This window comes from Ruegeria marisrubri (assembly GCF_001507595.1).
In the GTDB taxonomy this organism is placed as follows: Bacteria; Pseudomonadota; Alphaproteobacteria; order Rhodobacterales; family Rhodobacteraceae; genus Ruegeria; species Ruegeria marisrubri.
The window spans coordinates 312572-336549 of the sequence record NZ_LQBQ01000023.1; the positions used below are offsets into that span (position 1 = coordinate 312572).

Below are 23978 nucleotides of genomic sequence, written 5' to 3' on the forward strand. Positions count from 1 at the left end.
CAGGAGGTCACGCGATGTTCAGAATGCTGGTTCTATCCGCCTTGTTGCTGATCGGACGAATGGTGCAGGCCGCGCCTGTGTCCGGAGAGTTTCCTTCGATCGACGGGGGCACACTGTCGCTGGAGGATTGGCGCGGCCAGCCTGTTCTGGTGGTCAACACGGCCTCGCAATGCGGTTTTACCGGGCAATATGCGGGCTTGCAGAGGTTGCAGGACACCTATGGACCCAAAGGGCTGGTGGTGCTGGCGGTCCCGTCGGATTCCTTCAACCAAGAGCTGGCGACGGCCGGCGAGGTCAAGGATTTCTGCGAACTGAACTATGACCTTACCCTGCCGATGACCGACATAACCCCGGTGATCGGCCCGCAGGCACATCCTTTCTACAAGGCGGTTGCGGCGGAAACCGGATTCGTGCCGGGCTGGAATTTCAACAAGATTCTGCTCAGCCCGGAAGGCGAAGTCGTGGCGACCTTTGGTTCGACGACCCGGCCCGAGTCGCGCAAGCTGCGCCGTCAGGTCGAGGCCATGCTGCCCTGAGCCGGCTGGCGCGACAGCTGCACGGCTAGGATGCCCAATGTCGTGATCGCCACGCCCATCGCATCGAGCAGCCCCAACTTCTCCCCCAGCAAGGCCGCGGCGATGGCGACGCCGAACACCGGATTGAGAAAGTGGAACGTGGCGGCGCGGATCGCGCCGATGCGGTTGAGCAGCAGAAACCATACCAGCGTCGCCGTCAGACCGGGCACCAGCGTGGTGTAGGTAAATGCCAGCGCAAGCGAGACCGTGGGATTGATGCGGATCGTTTCGAAAATGGGTGCTGCCAAGAACAGAACTGCCGACCCGACGAACATCTGCAACCCGACCACCATCATGAAATTGCCACCCGACGTGGCCCCGCGCACGGCCAGGGTTGCAAAGGTCAGGGCCAGGGCAGCGACACCGCACAGGAATACGCCGAACAGATCGACGCCGGCGTTGATCCGTGCCCCCATGATCAGTGCGACCCCCGCAAACCCGGCCAGAAGGCCTATGATGCCCAGTGTCCGAAGTTTTTCACCATAGAGAATCCAGCTTGCCAAGGCGACGAGCAGAGGCATGGTCGAGGCGATGATGGCGGCCAATGAGGCCTCTACCGTTTGCATGGCATAGAAGTTGAGGCCCAGATAAAGCGCGTTCTGGCAGATGCCGAACAGGATCGTGGCGCGCCATTGCGGCCGGGTCAGGCGCCAGCTCTGTCCCATTGCCCGCGCAATCATCACGCCTAGGGCGCCCGAAATCAGAAACCGCAGGGCAAGGGAAAACAGCGGAGACGCGTCGGCCACGATGATCCGGGCCGAGGTGAAGGCGGACGACCACATGAATGCAAAGGCCAGTCCCATGGCCATGGCGCGCGGATCCATGATGCCCCCCTTCCCGAAACGGGGCGACTGTTTCGCATAGCCATCGGGATTGCAAGCCCCCGAACCGCGGCGCAGGGAAAGGATCGCTCCGGTCTTGCGGGAATCCAGGCCAAAGAAAAAGGGCCGCGCGATGGCGACCCTTGATCGATCCGGATCGGTGCGTGACCCGATCAGCCGTTCACGCTGTCCTTCAGCGCCTTGGCGATGGTCATCTTGACCACCTTGTCGGCTTCCTTGGTGAAGGTCTCACCGGTGGCCGGGTTGCGCACCTGACGCTCGGGGCGCTCACGGCAGTAGATCTTGCCGACGCCCGGCAGGGTGACTGCACCGCCGGCCGAAACTTCGCGGGTGATCAGGCCGGTGATGGCCTCCAGCGCGGCGTTTGCGGATTTCTTGTCGGTTCCCATTTCCTCAGCGAGAGCAGCAACCAGCTGAGTCTTGGTCATAGGCTTTGCCATTTCTTGGTCTCCTTACAGTGCCCGATCCATAGGGCCTCACCGCGTAACTGTAACGGGATATTGTGGGCGAACACAACGAATAGTAGCGGTGGAACCCCTAAAAATATGGGGATTTCGTTGCTTTTTTACGTCAGAGGAAGGCCGTTTCGGCGAAAGAACGCAATTTCCGGCTGTGAAGACGCTCCAGCGGCATGCCGCGTAGCAGCTCCATCGCGCGTATTCCGATGGCCAAATGGCGGCTGACCTGCGTCTTGTAGAAATCGGATGCCATGCCGGGGAGTTTCAGTTCCCCGTGCAGGGGTTTGTCCGAAACGCACAGCAGCGTGCCGTAAGGAACGCGGAACCGATAGCCGTTTGCGGCGATGGTGGCGCTTTCCATGTCCAGCGCAATGGCGCGGGACTGGCTGAGCCGCTGCACCGGGCCCGACTGGTCGCGCAGCTCCCAGTTCCGGTTGTCGACCGAAGCAACCGTTCCGGTGCGCATGATGCGCTTGAGCTCGTAGCCATCCAGTTTCGTCACTTCGGCCACCGCTCTTTCCAGCGCGACCTGGATCTCGGCCAGTGGCGGCACCGGAACCCAGACCGGCAGGTCATCGTCCAGCACCTTGTCCTCGCGCAAGTAAGCATGGGCCAGCACGAAGTCCCCCAATGCCTGGGTGTTGCGCAATCCGGCGCAGTGGCCCAGCATCAGCCAGGCATGGGGCCGCAGCACCGCGATATGGTCGGTGGCCGTCTTGGCGTTCGAGGGGCCGACGCCGATATTGACCAGCGTGATGCCCGACCCGTCCTCGCGTTTCAGATGATAGGTCGGCATCTGGGGCAGTTTCAGCGGCTGCCCGATTTCCGCGCCGGATTCGGTGATCTCGACATTTCCCGTCGCCACGAAACTTGTATAGCCGCTGGACGGGTCGGCCAGCTGGGCGCGGGCAAAGGCTTCGAACTCCGAGACATAGAACTGGTAGTTGGTGAACAGGACGTGGTTCTGGAAATGCTCGGGATCGGTCGCGGTGTAATGCGCCAGCCGGGCCAGCGAATAGTCGATGCGCTGCGCAGTGAACAAGGCCAGCGGCTCGACCCCGTTTTCGACGACATGCGTACCGTTGACGATGTCGTCATTGGTCGTGGTCAGGTCAGGAACGTCGAACACGTCGCGCAGGGTGAACTCGGCGGCGCCTTGGTGCGGCATGACGAGCCTGGGGTTGGTGGCAACCGCGAAATGCACCGGAATCGGTGTCTCGGACGGGCCGATGACAACAGGCTGGCCGTGATTTCTGATCAACAGGGCGATCTGTTGCGTCAGGTAGGAGCGGAACAGATCCGGGCGCGTCACCGTGGTCGCGTGTATGCCGGGTTCGGACACGTGGCCAAAGCTCAGCCGACTGTCCACATGGGCATAGGAAGAGGTCGAGATGCGGATTTCCGGGTAGAAGGCGCGATAGCGGCCCGAGGGCGCGCCGTTCTTCATCACCTCGGCAAAGGCGTCGCACAGGAAGCCGGTGCCCTGCCGATACAGGTCTTCGAGCCGGGCAACCGCCGCGGCGGGGTCGGTAAAGCTTTCCGGGGCGGGTGCGTCGGGTGTTTTTATTGTCGTCATGCAAGCGGCTCCAGAAGGTCGATCTTTTCGAAGGTGCGCACATCGACCAGCCCGAGATCGGAAATGCGCAGTTCCGGGATCACCACGAGGGCCAGCAGCGAGTGCTGCATGTAGGCATTGTTCAGCTTGCAACCGCATGCCTGCATCGCCTCGACCATCTGTTGCGCCTTTGCGGCCACTTGCGTCGCGGGGCTGTCGGACATCAGGCCGGCGATGGGCAGTTCGACCAGCGCCAGCTCTTCGCCATCTCGGAAGATGGTGACGCCGCCGCCCACTTCGGCCAGACGATTGGCGGCCAGGGCCATCTGCTCGCGGTCGGTGCCGACCACGATCATGTGGTGGCTGTCATGCGCCACGGTCGAGGCCATGGCCATCTTTCCCCGATAGCCAAAGCCGGACACGAAGGCGTTGGTGACGCCACCCGTGGCACGGTGCCGCTCGACCAGCGCGATCTGGCAGACATCGCCTTCGCCCTCGACCAACCCGCCGATGATCGGCAACTCGGCCTTCAGCGCCCGGGTGGGGGCCTGGTTTTCCACCACGCCGATGACGTTGGCGCGCACGCGGTTGGCGCCCTCGGGCGCGGGGATCTCGAAATCGGCGGCGGTCAGGGCATGGCCCAGATGCACCGTGTTGCGCGCCCAGTCGGGCCAGTCGTAATGCGGGCACTCCACCGTGATCCCGCCGTTCTCGGCCACCACCTGTCCGCGCGCGACGACCATCTCGATCGGCAATTCGGTCAGGTCCGAGCTGAGGATCACATCGGCCCGGCGGCCCGGCGTGATCGAGCCGATCTCGCGCTCCAGCCCGAAATGGGTGGCGGTGTTGATCGTGGCCATCTGCAACGCGATCAGCGGGTCACAGCCGCAGGCGATGGCATGGCGCACGACGCGGTTCATGTGGCCCTCGTTCACCAGCGTGCCGGAATGGCAGTCATCGGTGCACAGGATGAAGTTGCGCGGGTCCAGCCCCTTTTCGGTGACGGCGGTGATCTGGCTTTCCACGTCATACCAGGCCGAGCCCAGCCGCATCATCGACCGCATTCCCTGCCGCACGCGGGCAATGGCATCGGCCTCGCAGGTGCCTTCGTGGTCATCCGCCGGGCCGCCGGCGACATAGGCGGCAAAATCAGGCCCCAAATCAGGGGATGCATAGTGCCCGCCAACCGTCTTGCCCGCGCGCTGGGTGGCGGCGATTTCGGCCAGCATTTTAGGGTTGGCGTTGATCACGCCGGGGAAGTTCATCATCTCGCCCAGCCCGATGATGCCGGGCCAGGTCATTGCCTCGGCCACGTCTTCGGGGGTGATCTCATAGCCGGTGGTTTCAAGACCCGGCGCCGAGGGCGCGCAGGACGGCATCTGGGTGAAGATGTTGACCGGCTGCATCAGCGCCTCGTCATGCATCATCCGCACGCCGTCCAGCCCCAGCACGTTGGCGATTTCATGCGGGTCGGTGAACATCGAGGTCGTGCCATGCGGGATCACCGCGCGGGCGAACTCGGCCGGGGTCAGCATGCCGGATTCGATGTGCATATGCGCGTCGCACAGGCCGGGGATCATGTAGCGGCCCTTGGCTTCGATGATTTCGGTCTCGGGGCCTATGCAATGGCTGGCGTCAGGGCCGACATAGGCGATACGACCCTCGGTGATCGCGATGGAGTGATCGGGCAGTGCCTCGCGGCTGTGGACATTGATCCAGATACCGTTGCGAATGACTGTGTCTGCGGGTTCGCGCCCGGCCGCCACTGCGATGAGTCGGGGGGCGACCTCGGGCCAGGTGGGAAAAGTTCTTCGTTCCATGGCTCAACTTTCCCGAATGTTGAGGCGGGTGCAAGCCCTGCCATTCACTTGTCATCAAAGGGTCACGAAACACCGCTTGACCACCGGCGGGCGAGAGCGGAAGCTGCGATCATGGATTACGAGACGATAGATGCCGACGGGTTCGGACGGTCGTTGCGGGGGTTGGGCCTGAACCTTCTGGTGCGCGATGTAAGGGCGGAATGTGCTTTTTTAGAGTCTGTTTTTGGTATGAATTGTCATCAGGTGACAGAGGATTTCGCCATCGTCACCTATGGGACGCAGGTGTTTCAACTGCACGCTGACGGAACCTATCACTCGAACCCGCTGCTGGGCCTTCTGCCAGAAACGCCACCGCGCGGGGCCGGGATCGAGATTCGTCTGTACGACACCGATCCCGATGTTGCCGAAAGCCGGGCTGTGGAGATCGGTGTGACCATACTGCAACCGGCCGCAGACAAGCCCCACGGCCTGCGCGAGACCTACATCCTGTGCGAGAACGGCTATGCCTGGGTCGCCAGCCGCCCCAAGGACGGCTGAAGGTCAGGCGGGGTTTTGCTCGGCGGCGATTTCCGCCCGGATCCAGTTGGCAAAGGCCACCGCACCCGGCGTTTCCTCGGCCTGTGGCGACAGCAGCAGGTAGTAGGCTTCGGGCATCGGCGCGCGATGGGCGAACGGGGCAATCAGGCGGCCTTCGTCCAGCAGCCGCCGGGCGATCGTGTCATGGGCCAGGCACAGCCCGCCGCCGGCCATCGCGACGGACAGGCCGACCATGTAGGTCGTGGCATAGGTGATCTGCGGATTATCCCATGTTAGACCCTGATCCTCGGCCCAACTGGCCCAGTTCGACAGCAGGTTGGAACAGTCATACAGCGGCTGCTGCTGAAGGGTTTCCAGCGTGACCGGATAGTCGGGGGCGCAGACCGGGTAGTAGTGATCGCTGCGCAAAAGCTCGGTGCGGACCGTGTCGGCCGGGCGCAGAGAGTAGCGGATCTCGACCGCCGCGCCTTCGGCCATTTCGCGCGGCTCCCACAACTCGGTAAAAATGTTCAGGTGGACATCGGGGTGAAGCGCGCGGAACGCGGGCAGGCGTGGCGCCAGCCAGTTCACCGAAAAGGTGATGTTGCATTGCACCTGAACGGTGTTTTCCTGCTGCCCGGTCACGGCCTGGGTGCCACGCACCAGTGTCCGGAACGCCTCGCGCACCACCGGCAGATAGGTGATCCCTGCCTCGGTCAGTTCCAGCGCCCGGGGGCGGCGGTGAAACAGCGGCTGGCCCAGATAGCCCTCCAGCGATTTGATCTGCTGGCTGACGGCGCTTTGCGTCATGTTCAGATCGCGCGCCGCGCCGGTGAAGGACAGGTGGCGGGCCGCGGCCTCGAAGGTGCGCAGCCAGCCGAGAGGAGGGAGCGGGTTTCTCATCGCATAACCCTGCCATAAGTTTTGCTAATGCCAAAGCGCCGAATTTTTCGTTGGTCAAAAAGATGGGGCAGATGCAGGTTTTCAAAAGTCAGGGAACCAACCGCGTCAACAGGGAGAAGCGGGATGAGCGTCACCAGTCTGAAGCCGAATATCGACCACTGGCAGGAGCGTGTGGACATGGCCGCCGCCTTCCGCTGGACTGAGCGGTTGAACATGCATGAAGGCGTGGCCAACCATTTCAGCCTTGCCGTGAACGAGGATGGCACGCAGTTCCTGATGAACCCCAACCAGATGCATTTTGCGCGAATCCGTGCCTCGGATCTGCTGCTGCTGGACGCCAACGACTCCGACACGATGAGCAATCCCGGCGCCCCGGACCCCACGGCATGGGGGCTGCATGGCTCGATCCACCGGCGCTGTCCACATGCGCGCTGCGTGATGCATGTGCATTCGATCTTTGCCACCGTCCTGGCCGCGCTGGCCGACAGCACCCTGCCGCCGATCGACCAGAACACCGCGACCTTTTACAACCGTTATGTCATCGACGAGGAATTCGGCGGTTTGGCCTTTGAAAGCGAGGGGGAACGCTGTGCCGCGATGCTGTCCGACCCGCAAAAGAAGGTCATGATCATGGGCAATCACGGCGTGCTCGTGATCGGCAGTGACGCGGCAGATGCCTTTAATAGACTCTATTATTTCGAGCGCGCCGCCGAAACCTACATCCGCGCCCTGCAGACGGGGCAGCCTTTGCGGGTGCTTTCGGACGAGATCGCCGAAAAGACCGCGCAGGAGCTGGATGACTATCCGGGACAGGCCGAGGCGCATCTGCGCGAGATTAAGGCCGTTCTGGATGCCGAAGGCTCGGACTACGCAACCTGACCCCCCGTTTCTTGCCCGGAGGTGACGCCATGACCGATGTCTCGCAAGATCCCGAAGCCGCCCGCTGGCACTACCGGCCGTCCGAGCCCGTCGGGTTGAACCCGCTGTTCAGCTGGCCACCGCGCCCGGCCGCCGTGCTGAAATGGTATGCCGGCGCATGGCTGCCGATCACCGCGTTGACCCTGTGTCTGACGCTGGCCGTGATCGCCTATGCCATGTTCCTGCCGCCGCTCGAAGTCATGAAAAGCTTTGCGCCCGGCTGGATGTTCCGTGTCTGGTTGCTGAACCTGGTGCCGCAGACCCTTGTGGCGGGCGGGCTGCACTGGTGGCTCTACATGCGCAAGGGCCAGGGCATGTACAAGAAGTTCGACCGCCGCGACCTGACGCGCAAGAACGGCATCTTCACCTTCAACAACCAGGTCTGGGACAACATCTGGTGGACGCTGGGCAGCGCGATGACGGTGGCGACCGTCTATCAGTGGGGCATCTACTGGGCGATGGCCAACGGATGGGTGCCAACCGTCACATGGGAACAGGCGCCGGTCTGGTTCGTGGTCTGGATGATGTTCATCCCGATGTGGTCGGGGCTGCATTTCTACTGGGTGCACCGGCTGGAACATCACCCGAAACTGTTCAAACATGTGCACGCCGTGCATCACCGCAACGTCAACGTGGGGCCTTGGTCCGGCATCTCGAACCACTGGTACGAGAACCTGCTCTATTTCACGACCTACTTCATCCACCTGATCGTGCCGTCGCACCCGCTGCACCTTCTCTTCCATACCTATTTCCAGCAGGTCAGCCCGATCCTGTCGCATTCGGGGTTCGAGAAGCTGAAAGCCGGGGAAACCGAAGCCGCGCGCGCGGGCGACTTCTTTCACCAGCTTCACCACCGCTATTTCGAGTGCAACTACGGCACCGCCGAGATTCCCTTTGACCGGTGGTTCGGCACCTATCACGACGGCTCGGCGGACGCGACGGAACGCACCCGCGCCTACAAGAAAAAGCGGTTCGGCTGAGGCCCGCGTCAACGCAAACTGGCCGTGGCAATACTGGAAAAGCCGCCGATTGGCGGCTTTCCTCTTTCCCGTGTCGGGCCAGCGCCGGCCGACCCTTTACCTCTCCCCTCAGATTCTGATACACACCGCTGGTCCGGATGATCCGGGCGCCGGTCGCAGCCTACCCGGCTTACAAAACAAGGATCTGAAAAGTGAAAACAATCGTCATCTGCTCGGGCGGACTGGATTCGGTTTCGCTGGCGCACAAGGTTGCCGCCGAAAACAAACTGATCGGCCTGATCTCCTTCGACTACGGTCAGCGTCACCGCAAGGAGGTCGAGTTCGCCGCCCGCTGCGCGGAGCGGCTGGGCGTGCCGCATGACCTGATCGACATGAGCCATATCGGCAAGCATCTGTCGGGGTCGGCCCTGACCGATGATGTGGACGTGCCCGACGGGCATTACGCCGAAGAGAACATGAAGGTCACCGTGGTCCCGAACCGCAACGCCATCATGCTGGCCATCGCCTTTGGCGTCGCCGCCGCCAAACAGGCGGACGCCGTGGCGACGGCCGTGCATGGCGGGGATCACTTCATCTATCCCGACTGCCGGCCGGAATTCACCGAGGCCTTCGAGGCGATGCAGGCCAAGGCCTTGGACGGATATGCCAATGTCAGGCTCTATACGCCTTTTGTTCACATCCCGAAATCGGCCATCGTGACCGAGGGCGCAAAACACGGCACGCCGTTTGCCGACACCTGGTCCTGCTACAAGGGCGGCGAGAGCCATTGCGGCCGCTGCGGCACCTGTGTCGAGCGGCGCGAGGCGTTCCACATCGCCGGCGTCGAAGATCCAACCGTCTATGCCGACCCGGATTTCTGGAAAGCCGCGGTGGAGGGGCACTGATGTTCCGTATCACCAAGGAATTCCACTTCTCGGCCTCGCACCAGCTGTGCCACCTGCCCGAGGACCATCCCTGCGCGCGCCTGCACGGGCACAACTACATCGTCGAGGTGGAGCTGGCCGCCGAGGATCTGGATGCAAACGGTTTCGTGGTGGACTACCGCGATCTGAAGCCGCTCAAGACCTATATCGACGAGGAACTCGACCATCGGCACCTGAACGACGTGTTCGGGCATGACATGGTGACCTCGGAACGGCTGGCGAAAGAGATCTATGACTTCTGCAAGGCGCGTTGGGCGCAGACCAGCGCCGTGCGGGTCAGCGAAACACCCAAGACCTGGGCGGAGTATCGGCCGTGAAACCCCTGCGCATCGCCGAGATCTTCGGCCCCACGATCCAGGGCGAAGGCGCCGTGATCGGGGTGCCGACCGTGTTCGTGCGGGCGGGCGGCTGCGATTACCGCTGCAGCTGGTGCGACAGCCTGCACGCGGTGGACAGCGCCTATCGCCACGACTGGACGCCGATGACCCCCGAACAGGTCTGGGCGCAGGTCGAAACTCTGTCCGGCGGCGCGCCCCTGACCGTGTCGCTGTCGGGCGGCAACCCGGCCATTCAGGATTTCGGCCCGCTGATCGCGCTGGGCCGGTCCAAAGGCTATGACTTCGTGATGGAAACCCAGGGGTCGGTGGCGCAGGACTGGTTCCGCGAATTGTCCACCCTGATTCTCAGCCCGAAACCGCCCTCGTCCGGCGAAACCGTCGATTGGGCGCGGTTCGAGGACTGCGTCGCCCGGGCCGAGGGCGCGCCCACCGTCATGAAGATCGTGGTCTTCGACGACGACGACTATCACTGGGCCCGCGCGGCGGCCGACCGGTTTCCGTCGCTGCCGCTCTATCTGCAACCGGGCAACCACACCCCGCCGCCACCCGACGCCGAGGATGCCGCGATCGACATGGACGGGATCATGTCCCGTTACGAATGGCTGATCGACAAGACCCTCGGCGATCGCTGGTTCACCCCCACCATCCTGCCGCAGCTGCATGTCCTGATCTGGGGCAACAGGCGCGGCGTATGAGGCTCTAACAATGGCAAACCAAGACATCTATGCAAACCTGACCCAACTGGGCAGCAAGACCGACCTGCCGAACTCGCCCGAAGAGGCGGTGCTGGAGCGGGTGCCGAACCCGCAGGCCGGCACCGATTATGCGGTGCGCTTCACCGCGCCGGAATTCACCTCGCTCTGCCCGCTGACGGCGCAGCCGGATTTCGCGCATATTGTGATCGACTACGTGCCGGGCGACTGGCTGGTGGAAAGCAAGTCGCTCAAGCTGTTCCTGGGCTCGTTCCGCAACCACGGCGCGTTCCACGAAGATTGCAGCGTCACGATCGGCAAGCGGCTGGAAGAAGTGCTGGAGCCGAAATGGCTGCGTGTCGGCGCCTATTGGTATCCGCGCGGCGGCATTCCGATCGACGTGTTCTATCAGACCGGGCCGGAACTGCCGGGCGTGTGGATCCCCGATCAGGGCGTTCCGACCTATCGCGGGCGCGGCTGAACGCGTTACGAGGCCGCCCGGATCGCACGCGGCGAGGTGCCGAACTCGGCGCGGAAGGCGCGGGTCATGGCGCTGGGGTCGTCATAGCCCGCGCGCAGGGCGATCTCTCCGATGGGCAGATCGGTCTCGCTCACCAGTTTGCGGGCCAGGTTCAGGCGCAGCCGGCGATAGACCTGTGCGGGGCTGGCCCCCAGATCGGCCCGCATCCGCGATTCCAGCGCCTTTTGCGACCGGCCGACCCGCCATGCGATCTCGGGGATGGGCAGCGGCGTTTCCAGATGCTCCTGCATCAGCGCCAGCGCCTTGTTGACAAAGGCACTGGCCGACCCGGCCCCGCCCATGTGCGAGCGCGCGGAATCGCGGGTCATGAACAGTTGCGCCACCTCCAGCGCCAGCGCCTGGCCGTGATCCCGCCCGATCAGGTGCATCACCAGGTCGAACGCCGCCATCGCGCCCGAGCAGGTGATGCGGTTGCCGTCGATGACGTATCGTTCGCGGCAGGCCTCGACCTCGGGGAAGCGTTCCGAGAAGCCCGTCAACTCCTCCCAGTGGATGGTCGCGCGATGGCCATCCAGCAACCCGGCCTCGGCCAGCAGCCAGCTGCCGGTGTCCATCCCGGCCATGATGCGAAACCGTTGCGACGCGGCGCGCAGGCTGGCCTGCGTGCGCCAGCCGCCGTGATCGCGAAAGCCATAAGAGGGCATGACCGCCAGCAGGTCGCCGGACACGTTGCCGAGCCTGTCATGCGGCGACACCTGAAGCCCCGAGGATGACGTGACCGGCCCCGCGTTCAGCGACAGAAACTGCCATTTGTAGAGCGTGCGTCCCGACAGCGTGTTGGCCGCGCGCAGCGGCTCGACCGTGTTGGCCAGGCAGTGGTTCGAGAACCCGTCGAACAGCAACACACCGAAATGCTGCATCGCAGAGGTTGATTTAGTCCATTTCTGCATATTGAACATCTAATTCCGCATGAAACAGGGCGCAAGACCGGTCACGCTGTTCGCAACATCTGCACTTGGAGAGCAACATCTGCACTTGGAGAAGCGCCATGCAATTCGGTCTGTCCGAAGAACAGGAAATGATCATCTCGACCGTCCGCAGCTTTGTGGAAAATGAGATCTACCCCCACGAAGAGCTGGTCGAACGCACCGGCGAGGTGCCGAAAGAGATCGCCGACGAGATCAAGCGCAAGACGATCGAACTGGGCTTCTACGCCTGCAATTTCCCCGAAAGCGTGGGCTGCGCCGGGCTGAACCATCTGGAATTCGCGCTGGTCGAGCGGGAGCTGGGGCGCGGGTCGATGGCGCTGAACCATTTCTTCGGGCGGCCGCAGAACATCCTGATGGCCTGTCAGGGCGATCAGGTCGAACGCTACCTGATGCCCGCCGTGCGCGGCGAAAAGATGGACGCGCTGGCGATGACCGAGCCGGGCGCGGGTTCGGATGTGCGGGGCATGAAATGCTCGGCGGTGCGTGATGGCGGCGATTGGGTCGTGAACGGCACCAAGCATTTCATCTCGGGCGCGGAACATGCCGATTTCATCATCGTCTTCATCGCCACGGGCGAGGATCAGACGCCGAAAGGCCCCAAAAAGCGCATCACCGCCTTTCTGGTCGATCGCGGCACGCCGGGCTTCACCATCCGCGACGGCTACAAGTCGGTCAGCCATCGCGGCTACAAGAACATGGTGCTGGAATTCGACGATTGCCGCCTGCCGGATGCGCAGGTGCTGGGCGAGGTCGATGGCGGGTTCGAGGTGATGAACACTTGGCTCTACGCCACCCGCATCACCGTGGCGGCCATGTGCGTGGGCCGCGCCCGCCGGGCCTTCGACTATGCGCTGGACTATGCCGCCACCCGCGAACAGTTCGGCCAGAAGATCGGCAAGTTCCAGGGCGTCAGCTTTCAGATCGCCGACATGATCACCGAGATCGACGCCGCCGACCTGCTGACGCTGGCGGCCGCCGACCGGCTGGACAAGGGCCTGCCGGCCAACCGCGAGATCGCCTCGGCCAAGCTCTATGCCTCGGAAATGCTGGCGCGGGTGACCGACGCGGCGATCCAGGTGCATGGCGGGATGGGTCTGATGGATGACTACCCGCTGGAACGCTTCTGGCGCGATGCCCGGGTCGAGCGGATCTGGGACGGCACCAGCGAGATCCAGCGCCACATCATCAGCCGCGACCTGCTGCGCGCGTTGGGGGCATGAACATGGCGCCGGGCCTGAACGGCGCGGCGGATGCGCTCGCGCCGGGAAAACTCGCCGCGCTGAGGCGGATGCTGGGGTTCCGTTCGCTGGCGGTGATCGGCGGGGGCGCATGGTGCGCTCAGGTCATCCGGCAGGTGCGGAAACTGGGGTTCACCGGCCCGGTCTGGCCGGTGCACCCCAAGGCCGAGGAGGTGGCGGGCGAGCGCGTGTTCGCCACCATCGAAGACCTGCCCCAAGCGCCCGACGCGGCCTTTGTCGGCATCAACCGTCGCGCCACCATCGAGGCGGTCGAGGTTCTGTCGCGCGTGGGCGCAGGCGGGGCGGTGTGTTTCGCCTCGGGTTTCACAGAGGCCAGTGCAGAGGACGCGGATGGGTCCGATCTGCAGGCGCAACTGGTCGCTGCGGCGGGGGACATGCCGATCCTCGGCCCCAACTGCTACGGCTTCGTCAACGGGCTGGACCGGGTGGCGATCTGGCCCGACCAGCACGGGATGCGCCCGGTGGAAAGGGGCGTTGCGATCCTGACGCAAAGCTCGAACATCGCCATCAACATGACCATGCAGCGCCGGGCACTGCCGCTGGCTTTCATGCTGACCTGCGGCAACCAGGCCCAGACCCATCAGGCCGAGATCGCGATGGCCCTGCTGGATGATGACCGGATCAGTGCCATCGGTGTGCATGTCGAGGGCTTTGGCGACCTGCGCAAATGGGAGGCGCTGGCCGCCCGGGCCCGCGCGCGCGGCGTGCCGATCGTGGCGCTCAAGATGGGCCGGTCGGAACACGCCCAGGCAGCAACAATCTCGCACACGGCATCGCTGGCAGGTGGCGATGCCGGGGCGCAGGCCTTTCTGGACCGGCTGGGTATCGCGCGATTGGGCGATGTGCCGAGTTTCCTGGAAACGCTCAAGCTGTTCCACGTCGCCGGCAGGCTTGATGGCAACGGCCTCGGCATGATCAGCTGTTCGGGGGGCGAGGCCAGTCTGGGCGCCGACATGGCGGTCGGGCGGGACCTGCATTTCCCACCGCTGACGCCCGGCCAGAGGACGGAACTGCGCGAAGCCTTGGGGCCGATGGTGGCTCTGGCAAATCCGCTCGATTACCACACCTATATCTGGCGCGACACGCAGGCGATGACACGGGCGTGGAAAGGCATGACGGGCCGAAATGTGGCTCTGACATTGTCGATCGTGGATTATCCGCATACGGATGCCACCGACTGGACCTGCGCGACGCAGGCGGCGCTGAACTGTGTCAGGGAAACCGGCAGGCCCTTTGGTGTGGTCGCGACCCTGCCCGAGCTGATGCCCGAGGACGTGGCGCAACAGTTGCTGGATGGCGGCGTGGTTCCCTTTGCCGGCCTGCACGAGGCGCTTGCCGCAGCCGAGGCCGCCGCCCGCGCACTGCCCGAGCCGGCCGCGCCGGTTCAGATGCCCGGCAATTGCGCGGCGGACACAACCCTGACCGAGGCCGAAGCGAAACAGGGGCTGGCCGAACACGGTCTGACGGTGCCCCGCAGCGCGGTCGTTCCCGCCGATCAGGCCGAAGCGGCGACAGGCCAGCTGACCGGCCCCTTTGCGGTCAAGGGTGTCGGGCTGGCGCACAAATCCGAACATGGTGCGGTTCTGCTGGGCGTGACCACCAGCGAGATCGGCGACGCCGCCCGCCGGGTGGGAACCGCCGACGTGCTGATCGAGGAAATGGCGGGCGGAGGGGTCGCGGAACTGCTGATCGGCGTCACCCGCGATCCGGCGCATGGATTCGTGCTGACCCTCGGCGCCGGGGGTGTCCTGACCGAGATCCTGCGCGATACCGTTTCGCTGCTGGTGCCCTCGGATCGCGACGCGACCCGGGCGGCGCTGGGCAAGCTGGCCTGCGCTCCGCTACTGGCAGGCTATCGTGGCAAGCCCGCCGCCGATCTCGAGGCGATTCTCGATGCCATCGACGCGGTGCAGTCCTATGTGATTGCCAATGCCGACACCGTCGGCGAAGTTGAAATCAACCCTCTCATCTGCAACGCGAAAGGCGCGGTTGCTGTCGATGCCCTGATCAGAAAGGCAAGCTCATGAATCCAGTGAAGACCAAGCGCGACGGCGCCATTCTGGAAGTCACCCTCGACCGGCCCAAGGCGAACGCCATCGATCTGGCCACCAGCCGCGTCATGGGCGAGGTGTTCCGCGACTTTCGCGATGATCCCGACCTGCGCGTGGCGATCCTGACGGGGGGTGGAGAGAAGTTCTTTTGCCCCGGCTGGGACCTGAAGGCCGCTGCCGAGGGCGATGCGGTGGATGGGGACTACGGCGTTGGCGGTTTCGGCGGCCTGCAGGAGTTGCGCGACATGAACAAGCCGGTGATCGCCGCAGTCAACGGTATCGCCTGCGGCGGCGGGCTGGAACTGGCGCTGAGCGCCGACATGATCCTGGCGGCCGATCACGCCACCTTTGCCCTGCCGGAAATCCGCTCGGGCACGGTAGCGGATGCGGCCAGCGTCAAGCTGCCCAAGCGCATCCCCTACCATATCGCGATGGAACTGCTGCTGACCGGCCGCTGGTTCGACGCCGAAGAGGCGCATCGCTGGGGGCTGGTGAACGAGATCGTGCCGACCGACCAGTTGATGGACCGCGCGTGGGAGCTGGCCCGCCTGCTGGCGAGCGGCCCGCCGCTGGTTTATGCCGCGATCAAGGAGATCGTGCGCGAGGCCGAGGATTCCAAGTTCCAGGACATCATGAACCGCATCACCAAGCGGCAGTTGCGCACGGTGGACGTTCTCTATGGCTCCGAGGACAATCTGGAAGGCGCGCGCGCCTTTGCCGAGAAACGCGACCCGGTATGGAAAGGCAGGTAGCGGTACGCAAATTGGCCTGACGTCGCTCAGGCCTTTTCAAACAGCGCGATATAGGCGGTGTCGTCCTTGTTGGGGCCTGCGGCGAGGTCGCCGTAGATGCGGACTTCTTTAAGCTGCAGGTTCTCGATCTTGCCCTTCTCCAGTTCGCGCAGCGCCGAGGCGAATCCCTTGGCCTCGTAATGCTGACTGTTGATCGACAGGGCGAACTGGGCGCCGTGGCGGGCGACCCGGAGCAGGGCGGGCAACACCTCGGGGCCAAGGTGGCCATGGGTGAAGGTGCCGGATGACACGACACCGGAATAGCTCTCGCGCGGAACCGGAATGCCTTCGTTCAGGTCGGCTTCGATGGCATCGCGGTAGATGTCCTTGCGCATGGCTTCGTGCAGCATCTCGGAACTGATGTCGGTGGCGTCGATCGGCCCGACGCCCAGCCCGGAAAGCACCGCGCCACACAGGCCCGTTCCGGCCCCCACATCCAGAACCGGCCCCTGCCCCCCTGCGGCGACGAAGGCGCGGGCGGTGTGGATGTGCAGCTGGTAATCCTCGAGCGCGGCAAAGCCCTCGTCATAGTCCCCGGCCCATTCGGCATAGAGCCTCTTGTTGTCATCCGGCGATTCCAATGCGTATGCCGCGTGCAGGTCTGGTTTCTTTGCGCTCATGGTTCAATCAAAGGCCCAAGCGGGGATTCGAATCAAGTGCGTCGATCAGGCGCTTGCATTGCATTGTCCGGGCGATCATCAAGAAGGCATGACAGGCACGCTTCTTTCTTTCGGTCACGGATATTCGGCACGGGCGCTGTCGCGGCTGCTGGCGCCGCGCGGATGGCGGATCATCGGGACGACCCGCAACCCCGAGCAACTGCCTCGGATCGAGGGCGCGGGGGCGGAACCGCTTCTGTGGCCCGGGGAAACACCGAGTTTCGACGCAGTCACGCATCTGTTGATCTCGACCGCGCCGGATGCGCAGGGCGACCCGGTTCTGGCGGCGCTGGGGGACGAGATTGCCGCCCGGGCCGGTCAGTTCGAATGGGTCGGATACCTTTCGACCACCGCTGTCTATGGCGATCACCAAGGCGGCTGGGTGGACGAGGCGACGCCGCCTGCGCCGACGGCAAAGCGTGGCCAGTGGCGGGTCATGGCCGAACGACAATGGGCCGCGATCGAGGGCCTGCCGCTGCACATCTTCCGACTTGCTGGCATCTACGGGCCGGGGCGCGGGCCGTTTGCCAAGCTGCGCAAGGGCGGAATGCGGCGCATCATCAAGCCGGGGCAGGTGTTCTCGCGCATTCACGTCGACGACATCGCGCAGGTGCTGGCGGCTTCGATGGCGCGGCCCAACCCGGGGGCGGTCTACAATGTCTGCGATGACGAGCCGGTGCCGCCGCAGGACGTGATCGGATACGCCGCCGAGTTGCAGGGCCTGCCGCTGCCGCCCGCGGTGCCGTTCGAAGAGGCCGAGATGACCCCGATGGCCCGCAGTTTCTACAACGAGAACAAGCGGGTGCGGAATGACCGCATCAAGGAAGAGTTGGGGGTGAAACTGCTCTACCCGAACTACCGGGTGGGGTTGGAGGCCCTGCACGCACTCGAGCAGGAATAGCCGGGTCAGGCCCGTTTCTCTCCGATCGTCGCGACGCCCAGCACCTCCAGAACCTTCGCCTCGATATGCTCGGCGTTCATACCGGCCACCGCATACATGTCCCTGGGGCTGGCCTGGTCGATGAAGATGTCGGGCAGCACCATCGAGCGGTATTTCAGCCCGTGGTCGAACACCCCCTCATCCGCCAGAAGCTGCGCCACATGGCTGCCAAAGCCGCCGATGGCGCCCTCCTCGATGGTGATCAGGGCCTCGTGGTTTGCGGCGAGATCAAGGATCAGGTCGCGGTCCAGCGGCTTGGCGAAACGCGCGTCGGCAATGGTCGGAGAGATCCCCCGCGCCGTCAGCGCCTCGCCCGCCCTGCGCACTTCCTCCAGCCGGGTGCCGAAGGACAAAAGCGCAACCCGCGACCCTTCCCGGATGATCCGGCCCTTGCCGATTTCAAGAACTTCGCCCCGTTCGGGCATGTCCACGCCCACGCCTTCGCCGCGCGGATAGCGAAAGGCGATGGGGCCATCGTCATGGGCGGCGGCGGTCGCGACCATGTGCACAAGCTCCGCCTCGTCGGCGGCGGCCATCACCACCATGCCCGGCAGGTTGGCCAGATAGGCGATGTCGAAGCTGCCCGCGTGGGTGGCGCCGTCGGCCCCGACCAGACCGGCCCGGTCGATGGCGAAGCGCACCGGCAGGCGCTGGATGGCCACGTCATGCACGACCTGGTCATAGCCGCGCTGGAGAAAGGTCGAATACATCGCGCAGAACGGCTTGAGTCCCCCGGCGGCCAGCGCGGCGGCGAAGGTCACGCCGTGCTGCTCGGCGATGCCCACGTCGAAACAGCGCGAGGGGTAACGCTCGGCGAACAGGTTCAGCCCGGTGCCATCGGGCATGGCCGCCGTCACCGCGACGATCTTGTCGTCGCGGCTGGCCTCGTCGACCAGCGTCTTGCCGAAGACCGAGGTGTAGGACGGCGCGTTCGACGGCGCCTTGTATTGCTTGCCGGTCACCACGTCGAATTTCGCGGTGGCGTGGCCCCGGTCGCGGGCACGCTCGGCAGGAGCATAGCCCTTGCCCTTTTTGGTCAGCGCATGGATCAGGATCGGACCGGTCGCGCGGGCCTTGACCGTGCGCAGGATCGGCAGCAACTGCCCCATGTCATGCCCGTCGATCGGTCCGATATAGCTGAATCCCAGCTCCTCGAACAAAGTGCCGCCCACGGTCATGCCCTTGAGCATCTCCTTGGCGCGTTTGGCGCCTTCGCGGAACGGCTCGGGCAACAGCGACACCGCGCCTTTGGCGGCGGCCTTGAGTTCCTGGAAAGGTTCCTCGGCATAGAGGCGCGACAGGTAGGACGACAATGCGCCCACGGGCGGGGCGATGCTCATCTCGTTGTCGTTGAGGATCACGATCAGGCGTTTGCCCAGGTGGCCGGCGTTGTTCATCGCCTCGAAGGCCATGCCGGCCGACATCGACCCGTCGCCGATCACGGCGATCGCATCGCCCAGACCCTCGGGCGTCACGCCGCCCAGATCGCGGGCCACGGCAAATCCCAGCGCCGCGCTGATCGAGGTCGAACTGTGCGCCGCGCCGAACGGGTCATAGGGGCTTTCGCTGCGCTTGGTGAACCCGCTCAGGCCATCCTTCTGCCGCAGGGTGCGGATGCGGTCGCGCCGCTCGGTCAGGATCTTGTGCGGATAGCACTGGTGCCCGACATCCCAGATGATCTTGTCGCGCGGCGCGTCGAACACCGCGTGCAGGGCCACGGTCAGTTCCACCACGCCCAGCCCCGCGCCCAGATGCCCGCCGGTCACCGACACGGCCGAGATCGTCTCGGCCCGCAACTCGCTGGCCAGCTGATGCAACTGCGCGTCCGAGAACTGCTTGAGATCCGCCGGGCGGTTCACAAGGTCCAGAAGCGGGGTGTTCGGGCGGTCTGACATGGCATCCCTTACGGTTCAGCTTTCACGCGCAATAACGAAGCGGGCGGCTTCCTTCAAGGTTTCGGCCCGCTCGCCGTAACTATCGAGGGCGGAGCAGGCTTCATCGACCAGCTCGGCCGCGCGCGCCTTGGCCGCATCCAGACCCAGCAGCGAAACGAAAGTTGCCTTGCCCGCCTCGGCGTCCTTTTGCAGGCGCTTCCCGGCCTTCTCGGCATCGCCCTCGACATCCAAGATGTCGTCGGCGATCTGGAAAGCAAGACCCAGCGCACGGGAATACTGACGCATGTTTTCGGGATTTTCCCCGGCCAGCCGGGCCCCGGCACAGCCGGACCATTCGATCAGCGCCCCGGTCTTGCCCGCCTGCAGCCGGGTGATTTCCGCAAGCGAGAGAGGCCGCTGTGCCGTTTCGGCAGCGATATCCAGCGCCTGCCCCAGCACCATGCCCTGCGCGCCTGCGGCCTGTGCCAGCGTCAGGGTCAGGTCTGCGCGGATCTCCGCCGGTCCCACCTCGGGCCGGGCGCACAGCTCAAAGGCCAGCGTCTGCAGCGCGTCACCGGCCAAAACCGCAACGCCCTCGTTCCATTTCACATGCACCGTCGGGCGGCCGCGCCGCAGGTCATCATCGTCCATGCAGGGCAAATCGTCATGCACAAGGCTGTAGGCATGCAGTGCCTCGATGGCCGTCGCGGGCCAAATCGCAGAGGTTTCATCGATGCCATGCAGGCGCGCGCTTTCCAGCACTAGGAAGCCGCGCAACCGCTTGCCGCCTTCGGTGGCATAGGCCATCGCCCGCGTCACATCGAGATCGTCATAGGCCCCAAGAACCAGGTCGAACTGCTCCTGGATCCGCCTGGCGTCCCGCGCCAGCTGTTCCCGAAACATCAGAGATCTTCGACAGGCTTGGTCCCGGTGGGCTGGCCATTCGCATCCAGCGTGATCGCGGCCACTTTTTCTTCGGCGCGCTTCAACTCGTCCTCGCAGCGTTTCTTCAGGGCCGCGCCGCGTTCATAGAGTGCAATCGACTGGTCCAGCGCAACGTCGCCACGCTCCAGCTGGCCGACCACGGCCTCCAGTTCTTTCATCGCCTGTTCAAAGGTCATCTGCTCAACGGGTGTATCGGTCATCGGGCGGCCTTCATCAGTTCTTCCACATGCGCGCGCGTTGCCGCGGCCAGTGCGTTCAGATCATAACCGCCTTCGAGAGTCGAGACGATACGGCCGTTGCAGACCTCATCGGCAATGGCGCAAAGCTCGGCGGTGATCCAGGCGAAATCCTCGGTTTCCCAGTTCAGATTGGCAAGGGGATCGTCCTTGTGGGCATCGAATCCGGCCGAGATCACGATCAATTCGGGGCGGAAGCTACGCAGCCGCGGGAACGCCTTGTCACGCCACGCCGCCCGCATTTCCGTGCCGCCGGTGCCTGGCGCCAAGGGCAGATTGAGCACGTTGCCATGCGCGCCGGTTTCATCCGGCCGCCCGGTGCCGGGCCAGAGCGGCATCTGCTGGCTGGTGACGACCAGCGCCCGCGCCTCGTCCCACAGAATGTCCTGCGTGCCGTTGCCATGGTGAACGTCGAAATCCACCACCGCCACCCGGGCCAGCCCATGATGGTCCAACGCATGTTTCGCCGCCAGCGCGGCGTTTCCGAACAGGCAGAACCCCATGGCCGTTGCGGTTTCCGCGTGATGTCCCGGCGGGCGGATCGCGCAGAACGCATTCGGGGCTTCTCCGCCCAGTACCATGTCGACGGCGCGAACAACCGCCCCCGCCGCGCGATAGGCCGCATCCACCGAGCCCGGCGACATGAAGGTATCGGCGTCGATCTGGGTAAATCCCTCTTCGGGCCGCGCATCGCGGATGCTGCGGATGTAACTCTCGGGATGGATGCGCAGCAGGTCGTCATCCGCCGCCAGCGGCGCCGTTACCCGGTTCAGGTCCAGCGGCTCCAACGCATGCAGGATATGCTCCAGCCGCGCGACGCGCTCGGGGTGACCATTGGGCGTGACATGCCCCAGGCAATCGGCATGGGTCAGAAGCGCGGTTTTCATGGCTGTCCCTTCTTCATCTGGCCAACAAATATCCTCGCCGAAGGCGAAAAACGCCGCGCAGCGGCAAAATCAATCCGGCGCCAGCATATATCCCGCGCCGCGCACCGTCTGCAGGTAACGCGGCTGCTTCGGGTCGGCCTCGATCTTGCGGCGCAGGCGGGTGATCTGCACATCCACCGCGCGCTCCTGCGCCTGCCCCTTGTCGCGCCCCAGATCCTCGACCAGCTTGGCGCGGCTCACGGGCTCGCCCGGTTGCGCCGAAAAGATCTTCATCAACTGGCTCTCGGTCTGCGTCAGGCGTACAGGGGTTTCTCCCTGCCACATCTCGCCGCGTTCGATGTCATAGCGGATCGGTCCCAGATGCAGGATCTTGGGCGTGGAGTCCTGTGCCGCCGATTCAGGCATCCTCCGCAGGATCGCGTTGATCCGCAACAGCAGTTCCTTGGGTTCGAAGGGTTTTGACAGGTAATCGTCCGCGCCGGCCTCGAGACCCGCGATCCGATGCTCCGTCTCTCCCCGCGCGGTCAACAGCAGGATCGGGGTCGAGTGGGTTTCGCGCAACGCGCGGGTCAGGCTGACTCCGTCCTCGCCGGGCATCATCACGTCCATGACGATCAGGTCGAAGTCCAGCCCTGACAACACCCGGCGCGCATGGGCAGCGTCACGGGCGGCCGTCACCAGAAACCCGTTGCGAATCAGAAACTTCTTCAGCAGATCGCGAATTCGCTCGTCGTCATCGACGATCAGCAGATGGGAATCCTTTTCGCTCATGAACCCGTTTCCCGCAATTTCGCATACGCCCCGCGCATGTCGGCATCCATCATCGCCTCCAGGACCTTGCGGAAGCCGGCCACGGCTTCGGGTCCGGCCTCCTTGTAGGCTGCGCGCATCCTTGCGCGCTGGGCATCGGACAGCTTTGCCTCCAGCGCCTTGCCGGCCTCGGTCAGAAACAGGTGGCGTTCGCGCTTGTCAACCGTGCCGACCCGGCTTTCCACCAAGCCATCGGCAATCAGGGTTCTGAGTACCCGGTTGAGGGATTGCTTGGTCACGCCGAGAATGGCCAGCAGGTTGTTAACAGTTGTTCCGGGGGCGCGGTTGATGAAGTGGATCGCACGGTGATGCGCCCGGCCATAGGCCAGTTCAGCGAGAATCCGGTCCGGATCCGCGGTAAAACCGCGATAAGCGAAAAACATCGCTTCGATCCCCTGCCGCAACTGCTCGTCGGTCAGAAACAGCAGGCTTTCACCACCGAAGGCCGGAACGGTGCGGGTTTCGGACATGGAGCGCCTCTTTGGTTTGCCTGATCCGAGTTTATGTCAGTCTTGTTGACATTCCAATAGCGAACAGGTATCGAATCGCAGCTTTTGCGCAATTTTGTGTCCGCTTCGGACCTAGCATGCGCAACAAATGTAAAAATCGGCCCGGTTCAGGAGGATACGGCATGGCGGGTTATGACGATCGTGATGGAGTCATCTGGATGGATGGCGAGTTTGTACCCTGGCGCGATGCCAAGGTGCATGTTCTGACTCATGCGATGCACTATGCCTCGTCCGTCTTCGAGGGCGAGCGGGCTTACAACGGCAAGATCTTCAAGAGCCGGGAACATTCCGAGCGTCTGATCGCCTCGGCCGAGGCGCTGGACATGCCGATGCCCTATACCGTGGACCAGATCGAGGCCGCGAAAGCGGAAACGCTCAAGGCCAGCGGTCTGCAGGATGCCTATGTGCGCGCGCTGGTCTGGCGTGGTTCTGGCGAGGACATGGGCGTCGCTTCGGCCAAGAACCCCGTGCGCATGGCGATCGCGGTCTGGGGCTGGGGCGCCTATTACGGTGATGCCAAGATGCAGGGCGCCAAGCTGGACATCGCCGAATGGAAACGGCCGAGCCCCGAGACCATCCCGGTTCATGCCAAGGCCGCAGGTCTCTACATGATCTGCACCATCTCCAAGCACAAGGCCGAGGCCAAGGGCTGTTCGGACGCGCTGTTCATGGATTACCGCGGCTATGTGGCCGAGGCGACCGGTGCCAACGTGTTCTTCGTCAAGGATGGCGAGGTGCACACACCGCTGCCTGACTGCTTCCTGAACGGCATCACCCGCCAGACGGTGATCCAGATGCTGAAAGACAAGGGCATCACCGTGCATGAGCGTCACATCCTGCCCGAGGAAATGGCCGATTTCGAACAGTGCTGGCTGACCGGCACCGCCGCCGAGGTCACGCCGGTGGGGCAGATCGGCGACTACACCTTCGAGGTGGGCGACATGACGCGGGATATCGCGGAATCCTATGAAAAGCTGGTTCGCAGCTGATGAACACGAGAAAACGGGCGCCCTTGAGAGGCGCCCGT

At 64.2% G+C, this 23978-nt stretch carries 26 protein-coding genes; 13 read left to right on the plus strand and 13 right to left on the minus strand.

The genetic code is table 11. The features are described from left to right. Window positions 1-14 precede the first annotated feature (14 nt). Entirely contained in the window at window positions 15-536 is a 522-nt protein-coding gene (locus tag AVO45_RS12185) for a glutathione peroxidase (RefSeq protein WP_068347303.1), read from the plus strand. Here the strand turns inward: AVO45_RS12185 and AVO45_RS12190 are convergent. From AVO45_RS12190 to ade, 4 genes are all read right to left on the minus strand, one after another. Beyond that, window positions 512-1399 carry a DMT family transporter gene (locus AVO45_RS12190; RefSeq protein WP_068347304.1) on the minus strand — a complete coding sequence of 296 codons (888 nt, stop codon included), beginning with the start codon at window positions 1397-1399 and terminating at the stop codon, window positions 512-514. The genes AVO45_RS12185 and AVO45_RS12190 overlap by 25 nt on opposite strands. Window positions 1400-1569: 170 nt before the next feature. Continuing rightward, window positions 1570-1857, minus strand: coding sequence for an HU family DNA-binding protein (locus tag AVO45_RS12195; protein WP_068347305.1), 288 nt, complete (start codon window positions 1855-1857; stop codon window positions 1570-1572). Between the two features lie 130 nt (window positions 1858-1987). Beyond that, window positions 1988-3451 (minus strand): AMP nucleosidase, encoded by a 1464-nt coding sequence (locus tag AVO45_RS12200; RefSeq protein WP_068347306.1) that lies wholly within the window; start codon window positions 3449-3451, stop codon window positions 1988-1990. After that, window positions 3448-5250 carry an adenine deaminase gene (gene ade / locus AVO45_RS12205; RefSeq protein ID WP_068347307.1) on the minus strand — a complete coding sequence of 601 codons (1803 nt, stop codon included), beginning with the start codon at window positions 5248-5250 and terminating at the stop codon, window positions 3448-3450. Before ade ends, AVO45_RS12200 begins: the two co-directional genes overlap by 4 nt. Window positions 5251-5361: 111 nt before the next feature. On the opposite strand from ade, the gene AVO45_RS12210 reads away from it, so the two are divergent. Next, window positions 5362-5787, plus strand: a complete 426-nt coding sequence (locus AVO45_RS12210) for a VOC family protein (RefSeq protein ID WP_068347308.1) — start codon at window positions 5362-5364, stop codon at window positions 5785-5787. A 3-nt stretch (window positions 5788-5790) separates the two neighbouring features. On the opposite strand, the gene AVO45_RS12215 is transcribed toward AVO45_RS12210, so the two are convergent. Further along, a complete protein-coding gene (locus tag AVO45_RS12215) occupies window positions 5791-6669 on the minus strand; it encodes a LysR substrate-binding domain-containing protein (protein ID WP_068347309.1) in 879 nt (292 codons plus the stop codon). A 123-nt stretch (window positions 6670-6792) separates the two neighbouring features. Here AVO45_RS12215 and AVO45_RS12220 point away from each other — a divergent pair, with 123 nt between their 5' ends. The 6 genes from AVO45_RS12220 to queF all read left to right on the plus strand — a co-directional run bounded on the left by AVO45_RS12220 (window position 6793) and on the right by queF (window position 11001). Continuing rightward, the gene (locus tag AVO45_RS12220; protein WP_068347310.1) at window positions 6793-7548 is read left to right on the plus strand and encodes a class II aldolase and adducin N-terminal domain-containing protein; all 756 of its coding nucleotides are present in this window, start codon (window positions 6793-6795) and stop codon (window positions 7546-7548) included. Window positions 7549-7577: 29 nt separating this feature from the next. Continuing rightward, complete coding sequence (locus AVO45_RS12225; RefSeq protein WP_068347311.1) at window positions 7578-8567, plus strand: sterol desaturase family protein; 990 nt, start codon at window positions 7578-7580, stop codon at window positions 8565-8567. A gap of 191 nt (window positions 8568-8758) precedes the next feature. Next, a complete protein-coding gene (gene queC, locus AVO45_RS12230; RefSeq protein WP_068347312.1) occupies window positions 8759-9451 on the plus strand; it encodes a 7-cyano-7-deazaguanine synthase QueC in 693 nt (230 codons plus the stop codon). Next, window positions 9451-9807: a 6-carboxytetrahydropterin synthase QueD gene (gene queD / locus AVO45_RS12235; protein ID WP_068347313.1), complete on the plus strand. Its 357-nt coding sequence runs from the start codon at window positions 9451-9453 to the stop codon at window positions 9805-9807. Before queC ends, queD begins: the two co-directional genes overlap by 1 nt. Next, the gene (gene queE, locus AVO45_RS12240) at window positions 9804-10523 is read left to right on the plus strand and encodes a 7-carboxy-7-deazaguanine synthase QueE (protein WP_205627884.1); all 720 of its coding nucleotides are present in this window, start codon (window positions 9804-9806) and stop codon (window positions 10521-10523) included. The genes queD and queE overlap by 4 nt, the downstream gene beginning before the upstream one ends. Before the next feature lie 10 nt (window positions 10524-10533). Then, on the plus strand, window positions 10534-11001 hold the full coding sequence (queF, locus tag AVO45_RS12245) for a preQ(1) synthase (protein ID WP_068347314.1): 468 nt from the start codon (window positions 10534-10536) through the stop codon (window positions 10999-11001). Window positions 11002-11006: 5 nt separating this feature from the next. Here queF and AVO45_RS12250 read toward each other — a convergent pair whose 3' ends face one another. Next, window positions 11007-11951: a GlxA family transcriptional regulator gene (locus tag AVO45_RS12250; protein ID WP_068347440.1), complete on the minus strand. Its 945-nt coding sequence runs from the start codon at window positions 11949-11951 to the stop codon at window positions 11007-11009. 98 nt (window positions 11952-12049) lie between these two features. On the opposite strand from AVO45_RS12250, the gene AVO45_RS12255 reads away from it, so the two are divergent. From AVO45_RS12255 to AVO45_RS12265, 3 genes are read left to right on the plus strand one after another with little or no spacing between them, the layout of a single operon-like run. Beyond that, complete coding sequence (locus AVO45_RS12255; RefSeq protein ID WP_068347315.1) at window positions 12050-13210, plus strand: acyl-CoA dehydrogenase family protein; 1161 nt, start codon at window positions 12050-12052, stop codon at window positions 13208-13210. Window positions 13211-13212: 2 nt separating this feature from the next. Beyond that, window positions 13213-15276: an acetate--CoA ligase family protein gene (locus tag AVO45_RS12260; RefSeq protein WP_068347441.1), complete on the plus strand. Its 2064-nt coding sequence runs from the start codon at window positions 13213-13215 to the stop codon at window positions 15274-15276. Beyond that, the gene (locus AVO45_RS12265; protein ID WP_068347317.1) at window positions 15273-16052 is read left to right on the plus strand and encodes a carnitinyl-CoA dehydratase; all 780 of its coding nucleotides are present in this window, start codon (window positions 15273-15275) and stop codon (window positions 16050-16052) included. Before AVO45_RS12260 ends, AVO45_RS12265 begins: the two co-directional genes overlap by 4 nt. Before the next feature lie 26 nt (window positions 16053-16078). Here AVO45_RS12265 and AVO45_RS12270 read toward each other — a convergent pair whose 3' ends face one another. Beyond that, the gene (locus tag AVO45_RS12270) at window positions 16079-16711 is read right to left on the minus strand and encodes a class I SAM-dependent DNA methyltransferase (protein ID WP_068347319.1); all 633 of its coding nucleotides are present in this window, start codon (window positions 16709-16711) and stop codon (window positions 16079-16081) included. 88 nt (window positions 16712-16799) lie between these two features. On the opposite strand from AVO45_RS12270, the gene AVO45_RS12275 reads away from it, so the two are divergent. Further along, a complete protein-coding gene (locus tag AVO45_RS12275) occupies window positions 16800-17651 on the plus strand; it encodes an SDR family oxidoreductase (protein ID WP_068347320.1) in 852 nt (283 codons plus the stop codon). A 5-nt stretch (window positions 17652-17656) separates the two neighbouring features. Here the strand turns inward: AVO45_RS12275 and dxs are convergent, their stop codons facing one another. The 6 genes from dxs to AVO45_RS12305 form a co-directional block, all read right to left on the minus strand. Beyond that, window positions 17657-19585, minus strand: a complete 1929-nt coding sequence (gene dxs, locus AVO45_RS12280) for a 1-deoxy-D-xylulose-5-phosphate synthase (protein ID WP_068347322.1) — start codon at window positions 19583-19585, stop codon at window positions 17657-17659. Between the two features lie 15 nt (window positions 19586-19600). Further along, window positions 19601-20467: a polyprenyl synthetase family protein gene (locus tag AVO45_RS12285; RefSeq protein ID WP_068347324.1), complete on the minus strand. Its 867-nt coding sequence runs from the start codon at window positions 20465-20467 to the stop codon at window positions 19601-19603. After that, on the minus strand, window positions 20467-20709 hold the full coding sequence (locus AVO45_RS12290; protein WP_068347326.1) for an exodeoxyribonuclease VII small subunit: 243 nt from the start codon (window positions 20707-20709) through the stop codon (window positions 20467-20469). The genes AVO45_RS12285 and AVO45_RS12290 overlap by 1 nt, the downstream gene beginning before the upstream one ends. Next, window positions 20706-21632 (minus strand): histone deacetylase family protein, encoded by a 927-nt coding sequence (locus AVO45_RS12295; RefSeq protein WP_068347328.1) that lies wholly within the window; start codon window positions 21630-21632, stop codon window positions 20706-20708. The genes AVO45_RS12290 and AVO45_RS12295 overlap by 4 nt, the downstream gene beginning before the upstream one ends. Before the next feature lie 69 nt (window positions 21633-21701). After that, a complete protein-coding gene (locus tag AVO45_RS12300) occupies window positions 21702-22403 on the minus strand; it encodes a response regulator (RefSeq protein ID WP_068347330.1) in 702 nt (233 codons plus the stop codon). Next, the gene (locus tag AVO45_RS12305; protein WP_068347332.1) at window positions 22400-22912 is read right to left on the minus strand and encodes a MarR family winged helix-turn-helix transcriptional regulator; all 513 of its coding nucleotides are present in this window, start codon (window positions 22910-22912) and stop codon (window positions 22400-22402) included. Before AVO45_RS12305 ends, AVO45_RS12300 begins: the two co-directional genes overlap by 4 nt. A gap of 161 nt (window positions 22913-23073) precedes the next feature. Here AVO45_RS12305 and AVO45_RS12310 point away from each other — a divergent pair, with 161 nt between their 5' ends. Next, entirely contained in the window at window positions 23074-23940 is an 867-nt protein-coding gene (locus tag AVO45_RS12310) for a branched-chain amino acid aminotransferase (protein ID WP_068347334.1), read from the plus strand. The last annotated feature ends 38 nt before the right edge of the window (window positions 23941-23978 follow it).